Origin of the sequence: Flavobacterium sp. DG1-102-2, from assembly GCF_033042555.1 — a bacterium.
In the GTDB taxonomy this organism is placed as follows: domain Bacteria; phylum Bacteroidota; class Bacteroidia; order Flavobacteriales; family Flavobacteriaceae; genus Flavobacterium.
Window position 1 is genome coordinate 318,836 of the sequence record NZ_JAWLIK010000001.1, and the last position, 19,523, is coordinate 338,358.

A 19,523-nucleotide genomic window follows, 5' to 3' on the forward strand; every position below is an offset into this window, starting at 1 on the left:
CCCTAATATTTATTTTTTTACTAATTGCAGCTGTGTAAACAGCTGCAATTTTAATAATGATTTAGATTCTTGTTACGGTCTGATTTTTAATTTCTTAGTCAAACCTGTCCTTATTTATTTTAGATTTTTGAGTCAGCCCTTATAAATATGAATAAGTTAATATTATTTATAGCATTATTATTTCTATCCTGTAACGATTCAAAAATCAGTAGTGATACTGCAGTAGCTATACAGCCTTATAATGTTATGGAAAGCGATAAAACAGATAACATTAAAAAAGCAATAGTTGAATATTATGGCGTTTCAGTTATTATACTGCCCCAGAGAAAGCTATATAAAGAAGCCTTTATCAATATAAAATCTCCTCGCTATAGAGCCGATAGCATTATAAAATTCCAGGAACATTCACTGCCAGATGGTGCTGATTATATCCTGGGGTTGACTGAAATAGATATTTCTACTACAAAACATAATTCTGATGGAAGTGTAAAAAGTCCTAAATGGCGCTACAATGATTTTGGTATTATGGGGTTAGCGTATTGTCCCGGCAAAAGTTGCATCGTATCCGGGTTCAGATTAAAGCATAAGAATGAGGAACTGTATTTTAACCGGTTTAAAAAAGTGGTAATACATGAACTCGGCCATAATTTTGGATTACCACATTGTCCTGATAAAAAATGTGTGATGACAGATGCTGTAGAAAGCATAAAAACTATTGACAACGCAAAGCCTGAGTTATGCGTCAAATGCAAAAAGGCTATTCAATAAAAATCCCCTCATAAAAAGGGGATTGTATTAATATTTACCACTTAATAAAGCGCCACCCATAGGGACTTTAGTGTCAAGCCCTAATTTCTTGAGCATTTCGTATGTTGTACAAACAGCAGCAGAAGTAACCGGGATGCCAATTTCTTTCTCAATAGCATCTATAGCCTCAAGCGAAGGCATCTGTACGCAGGCGGAAACCACCAATACATCTGCACTTTCAAGGTTAAGGCTTTTGTAGATGTCCAGCAAGTTCATGGGATCCTGAGCAGCCACTTCTAAATTATCGGGTATTTCAAGAGCGATAAAGTCGACTACTTCAAATCCCTGGTCTTCAATATAATCAACAACCAGTTGTGTTAGCGGCTTCATATACGGCGTAATTACAGCCACTTTTTTAGCGCCTAATACTTTAAGTCCGTTAATAAGCGCGCCTGCGCTGGTAACAATAGGGGCAGGGGCATCATTCTTTACGGTCTCCTCATAAAGATTGGCCTCAGATACGCAGTGGTATCCTTTACCCATGCTCATAATTGCCACTAAGCAGGCATAACCCATAACATCTACCTGTGCGTCTGATAACTCCTGTGCACATTTTAAGCTTTGGGCATCCATGGCCTCGAGTTCTTCTTTAGTAACTTTTTTCATTCGCATGCGGCTCGAATGAAATGTAAAACGTTCGGGTGAAATAATTTCCCTTGAACGTAATAAAGCCGGTATTTCGGTTTCCATCGTAACGTTAGAGCTTGGTACGATCTGTCCTATCCTATATGTTTTCTTAGTCATTTCTAATTTTCTAAATTCATTTATTAAAGTGATGCCGAATCTACAACTGTATTTTTAAGAGTTCCTATTCCTTCAACAGTAGCCTCAACTACGTCGCCGGGCCACATGAATTCCTGAGGATTACGGCCTGCACCAACTCCAGCAGGTGTACCGGTAGCTATGATATCTCCCGTTTCAAGTGAAAATACAGTACTAAGATCATGAATAAGGTCTTTTATATCAAAAAGCATGAATTTGGTGTTAGAGTTCTGCTTTTCTATACCATTAACCGTCAGGCGAAGATTAAGGTTCTGCGGATTCTTAATTTCATCACGCGTTACCAGTACCGGGCCCATAGGGGCAAAGGTATCCTGCCCTTTAGAAACAATCCACTGGCCTGCACGACGGCAGTCACGGGCACTGATATCGTTTATTACGGTATAGCCGTACACATGGTCCATCGCATTTTCTTTTGTGATGTTTTTACCACCTTTACCAATAATAACGGCAAGTTCAACTTCCCAATCCAGTTGTTTCGTTATCTTTTGATTATGGATGATATCCGTATCAGGTCCTGTAACGGCCGTTGTAGGTTTAGAAAAGATAACAGGCTCCTGCGGAAGGTCTTTTGATGTATCCAGTGTACGTGCAGATTCTGCTACGTGTTCTGTGTAATTAAGCCCGATGCCAAAGATATTTTTACGAGGCTTGGGTATAGGTGCCAGAAGTGTTGCATTACCCAAAGGTATTGAGCATTCTTCCAGTTCTTCTTTTGTAGCCGTATTGATAAGGCGAACTGCGTGGTTGATGCCATCTATACCAAGATCTATAAAATCAAGCATATTATCAGGCAGCGGGCTTTGTTTGATATGTCCCAGCTTTTCAGCATCAATAATCATCTGCTCTTCAATAAAGCCAAGTTTAGCAGCAGTATGGTTTATTCTGTAGGTAACTAATTTCATTATATCAGTTTGTTGTATTTATATTGTGTATTAATCTATCTTTTGATATCCGTCAGGATGCTCTTTTTCCTGATACAGTCCAAGTGAAGTGATAACAGGCAGGTCGTTAAAAGAGAAAAGGCAGGCATCTTCAGTTTCTGATAGATTTGCATGTTCATGATATACCCATGAAGGCACGCAGAAGATATCGCGTTCTTTCCAGTCAAATCGTTTTCCATCTATAATTGAATATCCGTGGCCTTTAGCGCATTGGTAAACAAACGAACCGGTGTGTTTGTGAGCTTTGGTATGCTCGCCTGCACGTAGCAATTGTATGGATGCTCCCATAGTCTGCATTACGTGTCCTCCTGTAGTAGGGTTGGTGTAGTGCATCAATATGCCGTCAAATTGAGAGCCGTCATTTACATTGGCAGCTTCCAAAAGAGCAGGATATACGTGCTTCCATGAATATTTAAACAGGGGAGAGTAGGGCTTATTCCACTCAATATCTGCTGGTACAAGGCCTGCTCCGCTAAAGCTAAGCGGTAAATGGTTTACAGGTGCTATTAATGGCTGCTTGCCATCATAGACAGCATAATCATTGGCTTCAAGCGCATTTACAAGTGGAATATCAAGTCCGTCCTGCCAGATGCATGTTTTTCCGCCGGCTTCAACCCCATGCTCATGCCAGGTGCTGTTAGGTGTTATAACAAAGTCGTTTACTTCAAGCATTATCTTATTGCCATCAACTACCGTATAACCGCCTTCGCCTTCCATGATAAAACGAAGGGCAGAGGCTTTATGCCTGTGGGCAGAAGTGCTTTCGCCCGGGCGTGTTACCTGAATTCCTGTATATAGCCATCCTACAGCTGCGCTAACGTCTTTACGTTTATCATTTACAAGATAAACTACACGTCGGCCCGCCTGTTCAGGTGTAACCAATTCAGACGATTTAAGCACCAATTCACGCAGCTGATCATATTTCCACAACATGGGTACCGAAGAAGATCTTGGCTCCCAGGGTTCAATATCGTTAGCTACTGTCCAGAGTGCACCGGCACCAAGGTTTGCCAATTCTTTATAGTAAGCTTCCAGCTCGGGTGTGTCCTGAACGCGGGCACGGCCCAGTACGCTGTCGTCATGTTTTGTTTCCATACTAAATATAATTAGTTGAAGTTTTTTCTAATCGTTGTCACTTATAAATGTAATATTTTTCCTTGGGGCAGTATTTACCCTAAGGTCAAAGATATCAAAGCGGTTGTAATGCCCAAGTAAATCGTGCATTTGTTTAGGTTGTATACATTTAGATAAATCTATATCAGCGTACACAATGCCTTCAACATCAATTAAGGGTTCACCTATCACTGCGCCATTCGGGCCGATAATACCTGAGAAAGCACTGTTCTTACGCGTAAGCAATTCTTCGGCATTAGGCACATCCTGTTTCATTACATCAATAATTTCTTTAGTGATGGTTGAACAGGATACAATCGTAAATAGCTTCCCCTCAAAAGAATGCGCTGCCGCCCTTATTTTTATAGCTTCAGCCATGTCATAATCAGGTGGGGCAACCGGCAGTGAAATATAATTAGCGATATGTATAAGTTCGCCTTGCGCAAGCAGGGAAAAGCGTGCCAGCGTATTGGTGTTCTCACCGCAAGCTAATGTGCCGATAGGCCCAATTTCAGTATTATATACCTTAAGCGAGGAACCGTCGCCACCCGTCCATGTAAGTTTTTCAGCCCAGGTAGGAACCAGTTTACGGTGTTTTCCTATCAGGTTACCTTTATTATCTATTATAAGATTAGTATTGTATAATTCGCCAAAGCTTTGACCGCGCTCGTTAACACCAATCACAATGTGAATGTTGTTTTCTTTTGCAGCCTCGCAGATCCTGTCCACTTCAGGACCCGGAACGGTAATCGAATTTACATATAATTGCTCATACCACTTGCTGCCCTGAACGGGTGTCATAATCCAGTTCCAGTAAGGGTAACCTGCAATAAATACTTCAGGAAAAGCAACTAAAGATGCGCCATTACCTGCTGCTTCCTTTATAATTGAAATTGATTTATCTACAGTAGCATCCACGTTTAAGAAAACGGGAGAAGCCTGTACCGCTGCAGCTTTAAATTTTGGTAAATCCAACATATCTTTAATTTTGAATTTTATATTTTTCAAGTTTCACCCTCATTTCATCTCCAAAAGGGCTTGACTTAATATCACCTCTGTCATTTAGGAAGTCTACTTTTACAAGCGTTACCTCGCCTTCCAGGCAAACAGAGCCATCTTCGTGTTCAAATTTAAATCCACAAACCATAGACGAGCCACCAAGGTTTTTTATCCAAAGGTATTTTGTTAGCTCATCGCCAAGACGGGCTGCTTTTTTAAACTGAATCTTAAGATCAACCGTAGGTATACCACCGGTCTTATGAATGTTTTTAAAAGGCAGGTGTAAAGCTTCTTCATAAAAATCCTCTACCAGGCAGTTCAGCATTTCTAAAAATCTTGGATAGAATACAATTCCTGCATAATCCACATGCTGAAAGCGGACTTTTTCTTTCTTTATAAATGCGTTTTCCATTAGGCTTGTAATGTTGTTTTAAGTTTAAATCGCTGTATTTTACCAGTCTCCGTTTTAGGAAGGGCAGCCATATAACGTATCTCTCTTGGGTATTTATAAGGTGCTGCAACCTGTTTAAACCAATCCTGTATTGTTTTGGTTAAAGCATCGCAAGCTTTTTCTTTATCTTTAAGTACAATGTAGGCGCAAACCAGCATACCCCGGTTTTCGTCAGCAAGGCCAACTACGGCGCACTCTGCAATATCTTCGTGGGTAAGCAAGACGCTTTCTACCTCAATAGCTGCTATATTATAGCCTGATGAAATAATCATGTCATCGCCACGGGCTACGAACCAAAAATAACCATCTTCGTCTTGTTTAAATATATCCCCGGTAATATTCCAGCCGTTTTCAACATATTCTTTTTGCTTGTCAGGGCTGTTCAGGTATTTACAGCCTGTAATTCCCCTTACGGCAAGTCGTCCCGGTGTACCGGTTGCAACTTCATTTCCTTTTTTATCAACGATTCTGGCTTCGTAACCGCGAACAGGCAGACCTGTTGCACCTTTACGCATATTTTCTTCATTGGAAGAAATAAAGATATGTAGTATTTCGGTTGATCCGATACCGTCTATTATCCTTAATCCCGTGGCTTCACACCAGTCTTCCCAAACCTTTACAGGCAAAGTTTCTCCGGCAGACACACATTTGCGTAAAGACGATATATCAAATTCATTTACTTTAGTTGTCAATACCCGCCACGCAGTAGGGGCGGTAAAGCAAATTGTCACTTTATAATCTTCAATTGCTTTAAGCAGTAATTCAGGTGTTGGTTTTTCTATTAATACTGTTGATGCTCCATAATAAAATGGAAATAAAACCAAGCCGCCAAGGCCAAAGGTGAATCCAAGCGGCGGGCTTCCGGTAAATACATCATCAGGAGTTGGCTGGAGCGAATATTTTGGAAAGGCTTCGCAGATCAGTAATATATCTTTGTGGTAATGCGATGTCATTTTTGGCTTTCCGGTAGTGCCCGATGTAAAGCCGATGATTGATAGTGAGTTAGATTTTGTTGGATAGTTAACGAACACTTTGGCCTTATTACCCATAAGTGTTTCCAGTTTAGAAACACCTTCGGCAGTACCATCAAAAGTAACCAGGTGTTTAAGGAAGGGCGATTTAACCTCCAGCATAGCTTCTTCCAGCCTGTAATCGCACAAAACATGCGATATTTCGGCACTTTCTATCATCACGCTAAGTTCTTTTTCACGCAGCAGGGGCATTGTTGCAACTGCAATTCCGCCCGCCTTTAGTATACCAAACCAGCATGCCACATACATTGGGTTGTTAGCCGAACGTATTAGTACCCTGTTACCCGCTTTAAAATCCAGATTTTCAGTCAGTACGTGCGCTATCTGGTTGGCTTTTTCATACAGGTCGTTAAAAGTCCATACGGTTTCAAAAGTACGGATAGCAATCCTGTCACCGTTACCTTCTGTCACATGCCTGTCTAAAAGCTTTTCTACGCAATTCAGGTCTTCCGGAAACTCAAAATCCGGATGCCCTGTAAAACATTCTGCCTGCAAAGAAGGATGCGGTAAATGATTGTGTGCAAAATTATCTTCGTAATGTTTCATCACTAAGTGTGTATTACTTTTTATGAGTTATGGGTTTTAATGCTTTTTTCATTCCTTCCATGGCTTTGCGTTCGCCACTTTTATAAGGATAATGGTGCGATGCCGCCGACATATATTGTTTGGGTATACCTACCGACAGCAAATCATTAGCATTGTATTGCTCGTATGCCTGTGCATTGCGTACAAAAGCTGTATCGAGCAGCAATGTCTTGCCAAGGGCAACAAGATCGGCACGGCCATTTAAAAGGATTGTATTAATCTGGTCGATATCCTGAATATATCCTGCGGTGATGGTTGGTACATGTACTTCGTTACGCACCATATCAGAGAATGGCGTTTGCCACATCCTGCCTACAGCAGGCTTTTGGTTTTCTACGGTTAATCCGGTAGACACATTTATAATATCTGCTCCTGCATCTTTAAATGCCTGGGCAATAATTATTACATCTTCTTCAGTAATTCCACCCACAGCCCAGTCTGATGCTGATATGCGTACGCTCATGGGCTTGTTTTCAGGGAAAACGTGTCGCATGGCTTTAAATACCCTAATTGGGAATTTTAACCTGTTTTCAATGCTTCCGCCAAATTCGTCTTTACGGATGTTAGTTAGCGGAGAAAGGAACGATGCCAAAAGAAACCCGTGATGTACCTGAAGTTCTATCATATCAAATCCTGCTTCATCAGCATTTTTTGCGCCGTTTACAAATTCAGTAGCAATACTTTCCATATCCTCCGAAGTCATTTCCTTAGGAGTGCCCATATTTGAACTGTAGGGGATAGGGGAGGCGGAGATTAAATCCCATGCATTTTCAATAGGGCTGCCGCCATCCTGCCAAGGAAATTGCACCGCGCCTTTTCGTCCTGAATGGCCTATCTGGATTCCAATTTTAGATGTGCTGTTTAGATGGATAAAATCAGTTATACGTTTCCATGCAACTGTTTGTTCTTTAGTATATATACCAGGGCATCCTAAAGTTATTCTTCCGGTTGAAGATATTGCTGTAGCTTCGGTTAAGATTAGTCCGACACCGCCTGTAGCACGCGATCCATAATGCATCAGATGCCAATCGGAGACCTTACCTTCTTCAGCAGAATATTGCTCCATAGGGCTCATTACAATACGGTTGTCAACTGTCATTCCTCTTAACGTAAAAGGAGTGAATGCCGGCGATATGTTAGATTGTTTGCCTGCAGTTGTAGTGAATTCGGCTTGCACTTTTTGCGGGAAAGACGGGTCACGTAGCGCCAGATTTTCAAAGGTTACTTTCTTAGCCCTTGTCATTACGCTGAAGGCAAACTGCATAAAGGGATGCTGAATGTGCCTGTCCACATGTTCGAACCAATCCAGCGATACATTGGCAGCATGCTGAATCATTTCAACACGGTTGCGGCGCAGCTTTTCATAATTAGCAAAAACAGCTTTTGTATCTGTTTCGTATTTTATAACCGAGTCTGCCAGTGCGATCGCGCATTCCATAGCCAGTTTTGTTCCTGATCCAATAGAGTAGTGTGCTGTGGCCTTAGCATCTCCAAGCAATACAATATTATCTTTGCTCCATTTATCATTAGTTACGGCGGGGAATTGCCTCCAATGCGAACGGTTAGATATTAGTCCGTGTCCATCAAGTTCTTCTTTGAATATATCAAGTAATTTATTAATAGTATCTTCTTCATCTGTAACGCTAAATCCTGCTTTTTGCCACGTCTCATCTGTAGTTTCAAATATCCAGGTGCTCATGCCTTCTTCGTACTGGTAGCTGTGTGCTACAAAAGTTCCGTAAGGTGTGGTCCTGAAAAAATAGGTGAAAGCATCCAATGGGCGGGTAGATCCCATCCATACAAAGCGGTTGCTTTTCATTTCAGTCTTCGTACCAAAATCCGAAGCAAATTTGTCGCGTACTCCGCTATTAATACCGTCTGCTACAACGATGATATCAGAATCAGCAAACTGGCTTAAATTATCTACATTCGCTTCGAAATTAAGGTTAACACCTTCTTCGCTACAGCGTTGCTGTAATAATTGCAATAATGTTTTACGGGAACATCCGCAGAAACCATTGCCGGTAATGCGTACTTTCTCGCCATCTCGGGCTACATCAAGTTCGTCCCAGTAAGCAAATTTAGTTCGTATAAGATCGTATGACTGAGGATCGCGTGTGAGGAATTCGCTAAGTGTCTCATCAGAGAATACTACGCCAAATCCAAATGAATCGTCAGCTTTGTTGCGTTCGTATATGCTAACATCGCAATCGGGCATAGCTTTCTTTAAAAGGATCGAAAAATACAATCCACCCGGGCCGCCGCCTATAACTGTTACTTTCATTATTTATACAAATGGTCTTTTAATTGAAAAAATCTCTCCTAGTTTAGCGTAATTCCAGCCGGCAAGCCTTGCTATAGGTCTGTAAGCGTCCTGGTTTATTTTATAATCGGGCAGTAATATCGATTCATCCACATGAAACATTACTATCCTTCCTATCATTATAGTTGCGCCACCGTCTTTATGGCCTTCAAGGCTATAGTGGTGTACGAGTTCGCATTCCATTGCAACCGGACTTTCTTTTACTCTTGGCGGCTTTACAAAATCTGAAGCTATGGGCGTAAGACCTGCATAATCAAATTCATTGCCATCCGGCGGGAGGTTTAAAGAGGTAGCATTCATAGCTTCTACCAGATCTTCTGTTGCCATATTTACCACAAATTGCTTTGTAGCCAATACATTATTAAGTGTGTCCTTATTGATGTTTCCGCTTCTTACTGTCGAGAACATTACATGCGGTGGATCTTCGCCCACTGCATTAAAAAAAGAAAAAGGGGCAAGGTTAGGTATGCCATCTTCACTTATAGAAGATACCCATCCTATAGGTCTCGGTATTACTGTACCTGTAAGGATTTTGTATATATCTTTCTGGCTTGTATGCTCAGGATCAATTTTCATAATTATCAATAATGATTAGTGCAAATAAAAGAAAAATTAAGCACCAAATTTTAAACAATTTTGTTATTTAATAGTGTAATTCAGAATAATATATTAATTATTATTAAGGTATAGGTTGATTTTCAGAGCTATCGGATGATGTATAAAAATTAATAATTATTATTTATTAAGGGTGTAAAATTATACTTTAATCAAAAAATATCGAATTAAAATTTATTATTCATTTTTATATAATTGCTAAATTAGTATATTTATGCAAAATAAATATATATGGAGATTTTATCCTGTCCGAAGTGCCAAAGCAGTACAATAGTTAAAAGTGGCGTAATCAATGATAAACAGAGGTATTTATGCAAAAAGTGCAGGTATTATTTTACAGTTAATAAGCTGGGAAAGAAAATAGATAATTATTACGTAACCAAAGCTTTACAGCTATACCTTGAAGGGCTTAGCTTTCGTGAAATAGAACGCATAATAGGGGTTTCTCACGTTACGGTAAGCAATTGGGTTAAAGAATTTAAAATCAAGAAGCCATCTCACGGTGATTATCATCCTACCTACAAGATATTCAACCATTCAGAGCTTATTGAACATCTTAAAAATAAGGATCAGTTATCGGGCGCAGGCATGATAATTACAGAGCTTGGAGATAAATTTATGCTTATAAAATGGGAGCGTTTTAAAGATTAGCTATACCTCTTTACAAAAATATATATTCGATATATATTTCTTCGATTCGATTTTAGAATTTGGTGGTAACGAAAACGTTTTTTAACTGATAAACCAAACAATCTATGAAACGAATTTACATTATAGCGGGCCTGCTGTTTTCGATGGCCGCTTTTTCTCAGGGTTCGCCGGAATATGGATCTTGGTTAAAATTTAATCTTGACACCACTGGTACTAAGTACATGAGGCTCATCGCGTGGAATCAGGTATGGTTCAGGTCTACAGAGATGAATCCCGGTACCATGATAAACGGGGAAGAAGCCACAAATAGTACAGATATTGGCAATAGAAGGTTAAGGATATTACTGTATGCCCAGATTTCTAAAAGGTATATGATATTAACACACTTTGGTATAAATAATCAAACCTTTACTAACGGTGGTGCTGCAGGAACTACAGGAACGGGTGGCTACGGACAAGGCAAAAAACCGGGAATGTTCTTTCACGATGTATGGAATGAATATGCGGTAATATTACCGGAGGCAAGTAAAAAATTCAGTCTTTCGTTAGGAGGGGGATTACATTATTATACCGGCCTTTCCCGTATGACAATGTCTTCCACACTAAATTATCTTGCTATTGATGCACCCATATTTAACTGGCCGCTTATAGAAAACTCTGATCAGTTCGCTCGACAGATGGGAATATTCGCAAAAGGTAAATATGGTAAATTTGAATATCGATTCAGTTATAATAAACCGTTTGCTACAAATCTTGTACCTGTAGATGTGCCTACGTCCGATCTTCAGGTAGCAGTTGATAATAGCGGAAATACTAAGTGGTCTAAAGCCGGATATGTTGAATATCAGTTTTTAGAGCAGGAGTCTAACCTGCTGCCTTATAAAGTGGGCAGTTACCTGGGGACAAAAAAAGTATTTAATTTAGGTGCAGGCTTTTATATAGCACCAGATGCTACAAAAAGTTCTGTGGCCGGCGAGATTAAGAGACATGACATAAAACTTTTTGCGGCAGATGCTTTTCTGGATATACCGTTAGGAGATCCCAAAAAAAGAATGGCTATTACTGCGTATAGTGTTTTCTATAATTATGACTTTGGTCCTAATTACCTGCGAAACCTGGGTATAATGAATGTTGGTGTAGCTAATCCAGATTTTACAGGCCAGGCGGCACTTGCCGGTGCAGGAAATCTTCAGCCAACCATGGGTACAGGAAATATCTGGTACACACAGGCAGGATTTATGATACCTGATTCTTCAGAAAAACCTGCTGTAAGAGTACAGCCGTTTGGAGCCTTTACGTACAAGAATTTTGAAGCTCTTGATAAATCAAGCACCCAGTTTGATATTGGTACAAATTTTCACCTTGATGGCCAGCATGCAAAGATAACGGCGCAGTATTCTACACGTCCTGTTTATACTTCTCCTGATTCATCAAGCCTTAAAGGCGAACTTATCGTTCAACTACACATCTATCTATAATATAAAACTAACACTATTACTATGAGCAATACATCTACTAAGGGAATCTGGAAGGTAATTACCGCTTCATCCCTGGGCACATTGATAGAATGGTATGACTTCTATATCTTCGGAAGCCTTGCTGTTGTGATCTCTACTAAATTTTTCCCTGCCGACAATCCTACCGCGGCATTTCTTTCTACATTGGCAACATTTGCAGCAGGTTTTGTGGTTAGGCCTTTCGGGGCACTGTTTTTTGGCCGTCTTGGCGATCTTATAGGCAGGAAATATACTTTTATGGTTACGCTTTTACTTATGGGAGGGGCAACATTTTTAATAGGATGCATACCCAGCTATGAGACGATAGGTTTCTTTGCACCACTACTTGTTCTTGTACTGCGTTTATTGCAAGGCTTAGCGCTTGGAGGCGAATATGGCGGTGCTGCTACGTATGTTGCCGAACATGCTCCTAAGGGGCAGCGTGGCTACTGGACTTCATGGATACAGACAACTGCTACCTTCGGATTATTCATTTCATTAATGGTAATCCTTGTTACAAGAGGTACATTATCAGAACAAGCTTTTGATGAATGGGGATGGAGGGTACCATTCTGGATTTCTATCCTCATGGTTATCGTTTCTTATTTCATAAGAAGAAAAATGCACGAGTCTCCTGTATTTGCTAAGGCAAAAGCCGAAGGAAAGACAAGTACAAATCCGCTTAAGGAAAGTTTTGGAAATAAATTCAACCTCAAGTTTATCCTTTTGGCACTCTTTGGGGCAGCAATGGGGCAGGGTGTTGTTTGGTACACAGGGCAGTTCTATGCCATGAGTTTTATGAAAACCGTAATGTTTGTAGAATCTTCTCAGGTTGATGGACTATTAGGTATTGCATTACTATTTGCTACACCTTTCTTTGTGTTCTTTGGTTGGCTGAGCGATAAAGTTGGCCGTAAAGCGATTATGATGCTGGGTATGCTGGCAGCTATATTATTATACAGGCCTATTTATGATAAAATGTATACTACCGTTGATGTCGCCGCAAAAACGGAAGTTGTTGCCGATACAAAACTCGATGCAATCACTAAAGAAACAAAATCGGGTACACTTGATTCGGTATATACTACAAATAAAGTTTATACAGATGGTACGGTTTACAAACAGGTAAAAACTGTACATTTAGAAAATGGACAGCCTATAATGGTTGATGGTAAAGCAAAAGCCGATACAAAAACAACAATTACTGTCAATGATTCTGATAAGTGGACGTTGATTCTGCTGTGTTTCATCCAGGTAATATTTGTAACAATGGTTTATGGTCCAATTGCAGCTTTCCTGGTAGAGATGTTCCCTGTAAAAATCAGGTATACATCTATGTCACTGCCTTACCATGTAGGTAACGGGATATTTGGCGGATTACTTCCTGCGGTATCGACTTATTTTGTAACAACAGCAAAAGATGCGGGAGATGCCAAGTTTTACCTTGAAGGCTTGTGGTATCCTATTATAATTGCTGCAATAAGTTTCGCTATAGGTATGATATATCTTAAATCTAAAAACAACGTAGAACACGATTAATAGAAAAATATATGAAAGCATTAAAAAGAATACTAGGAATTGTGTGGTTGGCACTGGCAGCAGCATCGGCATACTATTGTATAAGTTTTGGATGGCCAAGGTTTACGTCGGGTAAAATTGATGACCTTGTGTTTGGAATCATCCTGTTATTTGTATTGACACCGCTAATATCTTTAGGGTTGGGTACTTTTGGTTATTATGCCCTTAGAGGTGAATATGATAATGTATAATTGATTTATTTTTTATAAATTTCCATAGCTCCTCAACGGGGCTATGGTTTTTAATAATGGATATGAAAAAAAGACACGAACAGAAACTCATAATACTATCAATACTATTGCTTATGGCATTTAATATGCCATTCCTGCTGTTATTTGACAGTGCCGAACCAGTTTTAGGAATACCTGTTATTTATGTATATTTTTTTTCTGTTTGGCTGGCTTCAATATTGGTTTCACTCTACGTAATAAAAAGATATTATGAGTAGTGCAGCTTTACTAATCATATTATCTATGTATTTGGCGCTGCTTTTTTTTGTTGCACATTGGGCCGAAAAAAAGGCAAACTCTAAATGGACAAATAATCCCTATATCTATTCATTATCACTTGCGGTGTATTGTTCTGCATGGACCTACTATGGTAGTATTGGAGTTGCGGCTAAGTCGGGTTTAGGCTACCTGCCCGTGTACATTGGCCCAATAATGATAATACCTGCCTGGATGCTTATACTCCGAAAAATAATTCGAATATCTAGGGTAAATAAAATTTCCAGTATAGCTGATTTTATCTCGCTTAGATATGGCAACAGCCGCTTACTTGGAGCATTAGTGACAGCTATATGTCTTTTAGGAATTTTACCATATATAGCATTACAGCTCAAGGCAATAGCCGAAACTTTCCATATTGTAACTTTAACAAGATCGTCTGATAGTGTTTTTAATGACACAACTACTTATGTAGCGATAGCATTGGCTTTATTTGCATCATATTATGGCACACGTTATGTTGATGCGTCAGAAAAAAGAAAAGGAATTGTTACGGCAGTAGCTTTAGAATCATTACTGAAACTCTTCTTTTTTATCCTGGTTGGTGTCTATGTTACCTTCTTTGTATTTGATGGTTTTGATGATATTTATAACCAGGCCAGTCAAATGGGCAGTTTTGCCGAAAAGAATACAATTGGCGGAATTCCTCAGGCTATTAACTGGTCATTCCTATGCATTTTGTCATTATTTGCCATTTTCCTTCTCCCACGGCAGTTTCAGATGGGTGTTATTGAAAACAACAGGGAATCACACATAAAAACAGCAGTTTGGTTATTCCCTTTATATATGCTGCTTATCAATATTTTTGTATATCCTATAGCGTGGGGCGGAAATATAATTTTTGAAGGAAGCACTGTAAACGCAGATACCTATTCCTTACTTATACCGCAGGCTTTAAATAATAAAACGGTTACAGTACTCGTATTTCTGGGAGGATTTTCAGCAGCCATTTCAATGATAGTAGTATCTTCAATCGGCTTATCTACTATGCTTAGTAACAATATATTAATTCCATATGGCTTTTTAGGAACGCTGCAGGCGGGTAACCAGACGGAGAATACCAAGCGCATTGTGAATATAAGGAAAGTTGGCATCTTTAGTCTTATCATAATATCATATTTTATCTACAGGGTTTTAGTGCTGGATTATGACCTCGTATCCATTGGCCTTTTATCATTTGTGATAATTGCCCAGTTAGCACCATCATTTTTTGGAGCAATTTTTTGGAGGAGGGGATCGCGTAAAGGGGCAACCACAGGCATTATCATTGGTTTTTTAGTCTGTACCTACACGCTTCTTATTCCCTATGCCACAGGCGTGACACACACAGGTAATTATTTTGTTACCGAAGGGCTTTTTGGCATAGAAAGCTTAAAACCTTTTGCCTTGCTTGGCCTTGATTATCTCGCTCCGGTTCCACACGCTCTATTTTGGAGTATGTTCTTTAATATTTTTACTTATCTGGCCGTATCTGTAAGCTTTAAAGGAAATTACAGGGAACGGAATTATGCCGAGATGTTTGTAGATATTGATAAGTACATTACAATGCACGAAAATGCTTTTATATGGAAAGGAACTGCTTATACGAGTGACATAACCATGATACTCAAGCGTTTTCTGGGAGAGGACCGCACGCGAAGGGCTCTAAATATTTTTCAGGTTAAATATGATGTAGATAAGGATCAGGAACTTGCCGATGCAAGGCTTATAAAATTTGCAGAAAACCTGCTTACGGGACATATTGGTACGGCTTCGGCAAAAATATTAATTTCCAGCGTTGTAAAAGAAGAAAAGATTACCCTGCCTGAAGTGCTAAAGATACTTGAAGAGTCTAAAGAAAATATTATTATAAATAAAAAGCTGACAGAAACATCTAATGAGTTAAAATCCATTACGGCTGAACTTCAAAAAGCTAACGAGAAACTGCTTTGGAAAGACCATCAAAAAGATGAATTTCTGGATACTGTTACCCATGAACTCAGAACGCCTATCACTGCCATTAAAGCAGCAGGCGAAATCCTTCATGACGATGAAGATATGCCTGAGGAACTGCGAAAACAATTTTTACAAAACATAATGTCGGAATCGGACCGATTGAGCAGGCTCATCGATAAAATACTTGACCTTGAAAAATTTGAAACGGTAAACAAATCATAAATGCATCGAGCCATAACCTCGGTGAAACGATTGAAAAATCATTAGAACCACTGCAACAACTGATAAAAAACAAAGGAATTTCCGTTGAATTTATATCAATTGATAATCTGATCGCAATGTACGACGAGGACCGAATGGTACAGGTTATTACAAATTTACTTTCCAACGCGATTAAATTTTGTCCGGATGTAGACGGGGTTATAACTATAACCACAGAACAAAATGACACTGAAATAATAACCAGAGTATCTGATAATGGCAAGGGCATTACGTTTCAAGATATGGAAAATATATTTGATAAGTTTTACCAATCTAACAATCAGAATATTAAAAAACCCGTTGGGAGCGGATTGGGCCTTGCAATAAGCCGCCAGATTGTCGAGCATCACAAAGGAAAAATTTGGGCCGAAAACAATGAAAATGGTGGGGCCTGTCTTATCTTTACACTACCTAAAATGCAATGATTGCGAGATGAAGAAAATATTGATTGTAGATGACGAACCTAACATAGTTATGTCACTTGAATATACCTTCAGGAAGAATAATTTTGAAGTATTTATAGCTCGCGACGGGCAGGAAGCATTGGATATTTTAAAAACAGAACTACCGGATATTATCATATTGGACGTAATGATGCCAATGGTTGATGGTTATGCAACACTGGAACAGATTAAGCAGGATGAAAAACTAAGTGGCTGTAAGGTGATTTTCTTGTCTGCGAAGAATAAAACATCTGATATTCAGCGAGGTATGGCACTTGGAGCCAATTTATATATGACCAAGCCATTTTCTGTAAAAAAACTGATTGAGGAGGTAAATCAATTGGTAAATCATGTATAGAATTTTAGCATAAATACATCGTTTGAGAATGTATGTTTTGCTATATTTACAATATTAACGAAAACAACTACTATTAAAAGATATGAGTTACTATCAGGTAAAAAACTTAGAGCAATACTTTAAGCATTATAATAAATCTATACGCGAACCTAGAAAATTTTGGGATAAGATAGCTGATGAAAATTTTACATGGTACCAAAAATGGGACAAGGTTGTAGAATTTGATATGCAGGAGGCTGAAGTTAAATGGTTTGTCAATGCAAAAGTAAACATTACCAAAAACTGTATAGACAGGCATTTGGCAAAAAGAGGTGAGAAGACTGCCATAATCTTTGAACCTAATAATCCTGACGAGGAAGCTGTACACATTACATATAATGAATTGTATGAGCGCGTATCTAAAATGGCTAACGTTTTGCGCGAGCAGGGAATTAAGAAAGGAGACAGGGTATGTATCTATTTGCCAATGATACCCGATCTTGCCGTTTCAGTATTGGCTTGTGCCAGGATTGGAGCAATACACTCTGTTGTGTTTGCAGGGTTTTCCGCTTCTGCAGTAACAGCGAGGATTGTTGACTCGGGCTGTAAAATGGTCATTACTTCAGATGGCGGTTTCCGTGGTAATAAAACTATAGAGCTTAAGTCTATTGTAGATGAGGCACTTTTAAAATGTCCAACGGTAGAAAAAGTGCTTGTAGCGAAAAGGACAAATGGTAAGGTAGAGATGAAGGAAGGCCGTGATCAATGGCTTCAGCCGCTTCTTGATGAAGCTGTGGGCAATAATGTTGCTGAAATCATGGATGCTGAAGATCCTCTATTTATTCTTTATACTTCAGGTTCAACAGGCAAACCTAAAGGTATGCTGCATACTACTGCAGGATACATGGTTTACGCCGCCTATACTTTTAAAAACATATTCGCTTACGAGGAAAACGACATTTACTGGTGTACTGCCGATATCGGCTGGATTACCGGGCACTCTTATATATTATACGGACCATTATTAAATGGTGCAACTACAGTTATTTTTGAAGGGATACCTTCTTACCCTGATTTTGGCCGTTTCTGGGAGGTTATAGACAAACATAAAATCACTCAGTTTTATACAGCTCCTACAGCAATACGTTCATTAGCAAAAGAAAATTGGGAATGGGTGGATAAACATGACCTTTCAACATTAAAAGTTATAGGGTCGGTAGGGGAGCCTATAAATGAGGAAGCGTGGCATTGGTATAATGACCATGTGGGTAAAAAGAAGTCACCGATTGTTGATACGTGGTGGCAAACAGAAACAGGTGGTATTATGCTTTCGCCAATACCATTTGTAACACCTACTAAACCAACCTATGCTACATTACCATTGCCGGGAATCCAGCCTGTTTTAATGGATGAGCTTCGTAATGAGATTGAGGGCAATCAGGTTGTCGGCAGCCTTTGTATCAAGTTTCCATGGCCGGGAATGGCAAGAACAATATGGGGAGACCATCAGCGTTTTAAAGACACATACTTTTCAACTTTCCCGGGTAAATATTTTACGGGAGATGGCGCTTTAAGAGATGAAGTAGGTTACTATAGAATTACAGGCAGGGTAGACGACGTTGTTATTGTTTCAGGACACAATCTTGGCACGGCGCCAATTGAAGATGCTATCAATGAACATCCTGCAGTTGCAGAGTCTGCCATTGTAGGATTTCCTCACGATGTTAAAGGTAACGCTCTTTATGGCTTTATTATTCTTAAGGAATCTGGCTCAGGACGAGACAGGGATAATTTATCTAAAGAAATTAACGAACACATATCCAGCCATATAGGCCCAATTGCCAAGCTTGACAAAATACAGTTTGTATCTGGTCTGCCAAAAACACGCTCAGGAAAAATCATGAGACGAATACTTAGAAAAATAGCCGAAGGCGACTTTTCTAACTTTGGCGATACATCAACATTATTAAATCCTGAAATAGTAGACGAAATTAAGGATGGAAAACTTTAGTTTTTTTTATTTAAATTGAAGATGGCGGCTTTGTAAAAGGGCCGCTTTTTTTTATAATTGCATTTGAAAATAATTAAATATCATGATCAGACAAATAGTATTACTGTTCACCATACTCATTACAACATTAGCTTCTGCACAAAAAGACTATTCATTTGATTACGTTGCTGAATACAAAATATATGATGATGAATATGGAAATGGATTGACAGATGATCATTGCCTTCGTTATGATTTTATAAATAGCAAAGACAGCAGTTATATGCTTTATGCATTTATAAACTGTGATACAATTAAGTTGAATTTAACTTTAGAAAATGGTAAATCATATCATTCAGAAATCAGCTACAATGACTTTTTTGTAACTCACATAGGTTTAAAATGCCCTGTAGAGCGTAGAAAAGAAAACAGCTCTTATAAAAACGTTAAAGATTACCTATTTGTACCACAAAAGGATACTATTATAAACGGAATTTCTTTTAATAATTTCATGCTAAAAAGGCTAAAACATAAAGAGGGTAAAGTAATTCCTGATAATTATTATATAATTGATAACACTGCTGGATTTAATCATCCTGTCTTAAATCCTACAGATATACTCTATAGAAAATAGTAAAAAGGCGATAATTTCCCAAATGGTATTATAAAAGAAGTGTA

At 39.0% G+C, this 19,523-nt stretch carries 17 protein-coding genes and 1 pseudogene; 10 read left to right on the forward strand and 8 right to left on the reverse strand.

Annotation, left to right across the window (positions count from 1 at the left end; genetic code table 11):
* Nucleotides 1-147: 147 nt before the first annotated feature.
* Nucleotides 148-768 carry a zinc-dependent metalloprotease family protein gene (locus R1T16_RS01315; RefSeq protein ID WP_317499251.1) on the forward strand — a complete coding sequence of 207 codons (621 nt, stop codon included), beginning with the start codon at nucleotides 148-150 and terminating at the stop codon, nucleotides 766-768.
* Between the two features lie 27 nt (nucleotides 769-795).
* Here R1T16_RS01315 and R1T16_RS01320 read toward each other — a convergent pair whose 3' ends face one another.
* Genes R1T16_RS01320 through R1T16_RS01355 form a run of 8 tightly spaced genes read right to left on the reverse strand, consistent with a single transcriptional unit; the run spans nucleotide 796 to nucleotide 9,609 of the window.
* Entirely contained in the window at nucleotides 796-1,551 is a 756-nt protein-coding gene (locus tag R1T16_RS01320) for an Asp/Glu racemase (protein WP_317499252.1), read from the reverse strand.
* A gap of 23 nt (nucleotides 1,552-1,574) precedes the next feature.
* Nucleotides 1,575-2,492, reverse strand: coding sequence for a fumarylacetoacetate hydrolase family protein (locus R1T16_RS01325; RefSeq protein WP_317499253.1), 918 nt, complete (start codon nucleotides 2,490-2,492; stop codon nucleotides 1,575-1,577).
* A gap of 30 nt (nucleotides 2,493-2,522) precedes the next feature.
* Entirely contained in the window at nucleotides 2,523-3,626 is a 1,104-nt protein-coding gene (locus R1T16_RS01330) for a cupin domain-containing protein (RefSeq protein WP_317499254.1), read from the reverse strand.
* A gap of 27 nt (nucleotides 3,627-3,653) precedes the next feature.
* A complete protein-coding gene (locus R1T16_RS01335) occupies nucleotides 3,654-4,622 on the reverse strand; it encodes a carbon-nitrogen hydrolase family protein (protein ID WP_317499255.1) in 969 nt (322 codons plus the stop codon).
* Between the two features lie 4 nt (nucleotides 4,623-4,626).
* Complete coding sequence (locus R1T16_RS01340; protein WP_317499256.1) at nucleotides 4,627-5,055, reverse strand: thioesterase family protein; 429 nt, start codon at nucleotides 5,053-5,055, stop codon at nucleotides 4,627-4,629.
* On the reverse strand, nucleotides 5,055-6,671 hold the full coding sequence (locus tag R1T16_RS01345) for an AMP-binding protein (protein WP_317499257.1): 1,617 nt from the start codon (nucleotides 6,669-6,671) through the stop codon (nucleotides 5,055-5,057). The genes R1T16_RS01340 and R1T16_RS01345 overlap by 1 nt, the downstream gene beginning before the upstream one ends.
* A gap of 13 nt (nucleotides 6,672-6,684) precedes the next feature.
* Complete coding sequence (locus R1T16_RS01350; RefSeq protein ID WP_317499258.1) at nucleotides 6,685-8,994, reverse strand: FAD-dependent monooxygenase; 2,310 nt, start codon at nucleotides 8,992-8,994, stop codon at nucleotides 6,685-6,687.
* 3 nt (nucleotides 8,995-8,997) lie between these two features.
* Complete coding sequence (locus R1T16_RS01355; protein ID WP_317499259.1) at nucleotides 8,998-9,609, reverse strand: flavin reductase family protein; 612 nt, start codon at nucleotides 9,607-9,609, stop codon at nucleotides 8,998-9,000.
* Nucleotides 9,610-9,879: 270 nt separating this feature from the next.
* Between R1T16_RS01355 and R1T16_RS01360 the strand changes: the two genes are divergently transcribed.
* The 9 genes and pseudogenes from R1T16_RS01360 (at nucleotide 9,880) to R1T16_RS01405 (ending at nucleotide 19,479) form a co-directional block, all read left to right on the forward strand.
* Entirely contained in the window at nucleotides 9,880-10,299 is a 420-nt protein-coding gene (locus R1T16_RS01360; protein WP_317499260.1) for a terminase gpP N-terminus-related DNA-binding protein, read from the forward strand.
* A 104-nt stretch (nucleotides 10,300-10,403) separates the two neighbouring features.
* Nucleotides 10,404-11,777, forward strand: coding sequence for a porin (locus R1T16_RS01365; protein ID WP_317499261.1), 1,374 nt, complete (start codon nucleotides 10,404-10,406; stop codon nucleotides 11,775-11,777).
* Nucleotides 11,778-11,798: 21 nt separating this feature from the next.
* Nucleotides 11,799-13,334 carry an MFS transporter gene (locus R1T16_RS01370; RefSeq protein WP_317499262.1) on the forward strand — a complete coding sequence of 512 codons (1,536 nt, stop codon included), beginning with the start codon at nucleotides 11,799-11,801 and terminating at the stop codon, nucleotides 13,332-13,334.
* Between the two features lie 11 nt (nucleotides 13,335-13,345).
* On the forward strand, nucleotides 13,346-13,564 hold the full coding sequence (locus R1T16_RS01375; protein WP_317499263.1) for a DUF6814 family protein: 219 nt from the start codon (nucleotides 13,346-13,348) through the stop codon (nucleotides 13,562-13,564).
* Nucleotides 13,565-13,626: 62 nt separating this feature from the next.
* The gene (locus R1T16_RS01380; RefSeq protein WP_317499264.1) at nucleotides 13,627-13,821 is read left to right on the forward strand and encodes a hypothetical protein; all 195 of its coding nucleotides are present in this window, start codon (nucleotides 13,627-13,629) and stop codon (nucleotides 13,819-13,821) included.
* Nucleotides 13,814-16,500: pseudogene (locus tag R1T16_RS01385) on the forward strand (ATP-binding protein). Before R1T16_RS01380 ends, R1T16_RS01385 begins: the two are co-directional and overlap by 8 nt.
* 7 nt (nucleotides 16,501-16,507) lie before the next feature.
* Entirely contained in the window at nucleotides 16,508-16,876 is a 369-nt protein-coding gene (locus R1T16_RS01395; RefSeq protein ID WP_317499267.1) for a response regulator, read from the forward strand.
* An 82-nt stretch (nucleotides 16,877-16,958) separates the two neighbouring features.
* Nucleotides 16,959-18,866 carry an acetate--CoA ligase gene (gene acs / locus R1T16_RS01400; RefSeq protein WP_317499268.1) on the forward strand — a complete coding sequence of 636 codons (1,908 nt, stop codon included), beginning with the start codon at nucleotides 16,959-16,961 and terminating at the stop codon, nucleotides 18,864-18,866.
* An 82-nt stretch (nucleotides 18,867-18,948) separates the two neighbouring features.
* Nucleotides 18,949-19,479 (forward strand): hypothetical protein, encoded by a 531-nt coding sequence (locus R1T16_RS01405; protein ID WP_317499269.1) that lies wholly within the window; start codon nucleotides 18,949-18,951, stop codon nucleotides 19,477-19,479.
* Nucleotides 19,480-19,523: the final 44 nt, after the last annotated feature.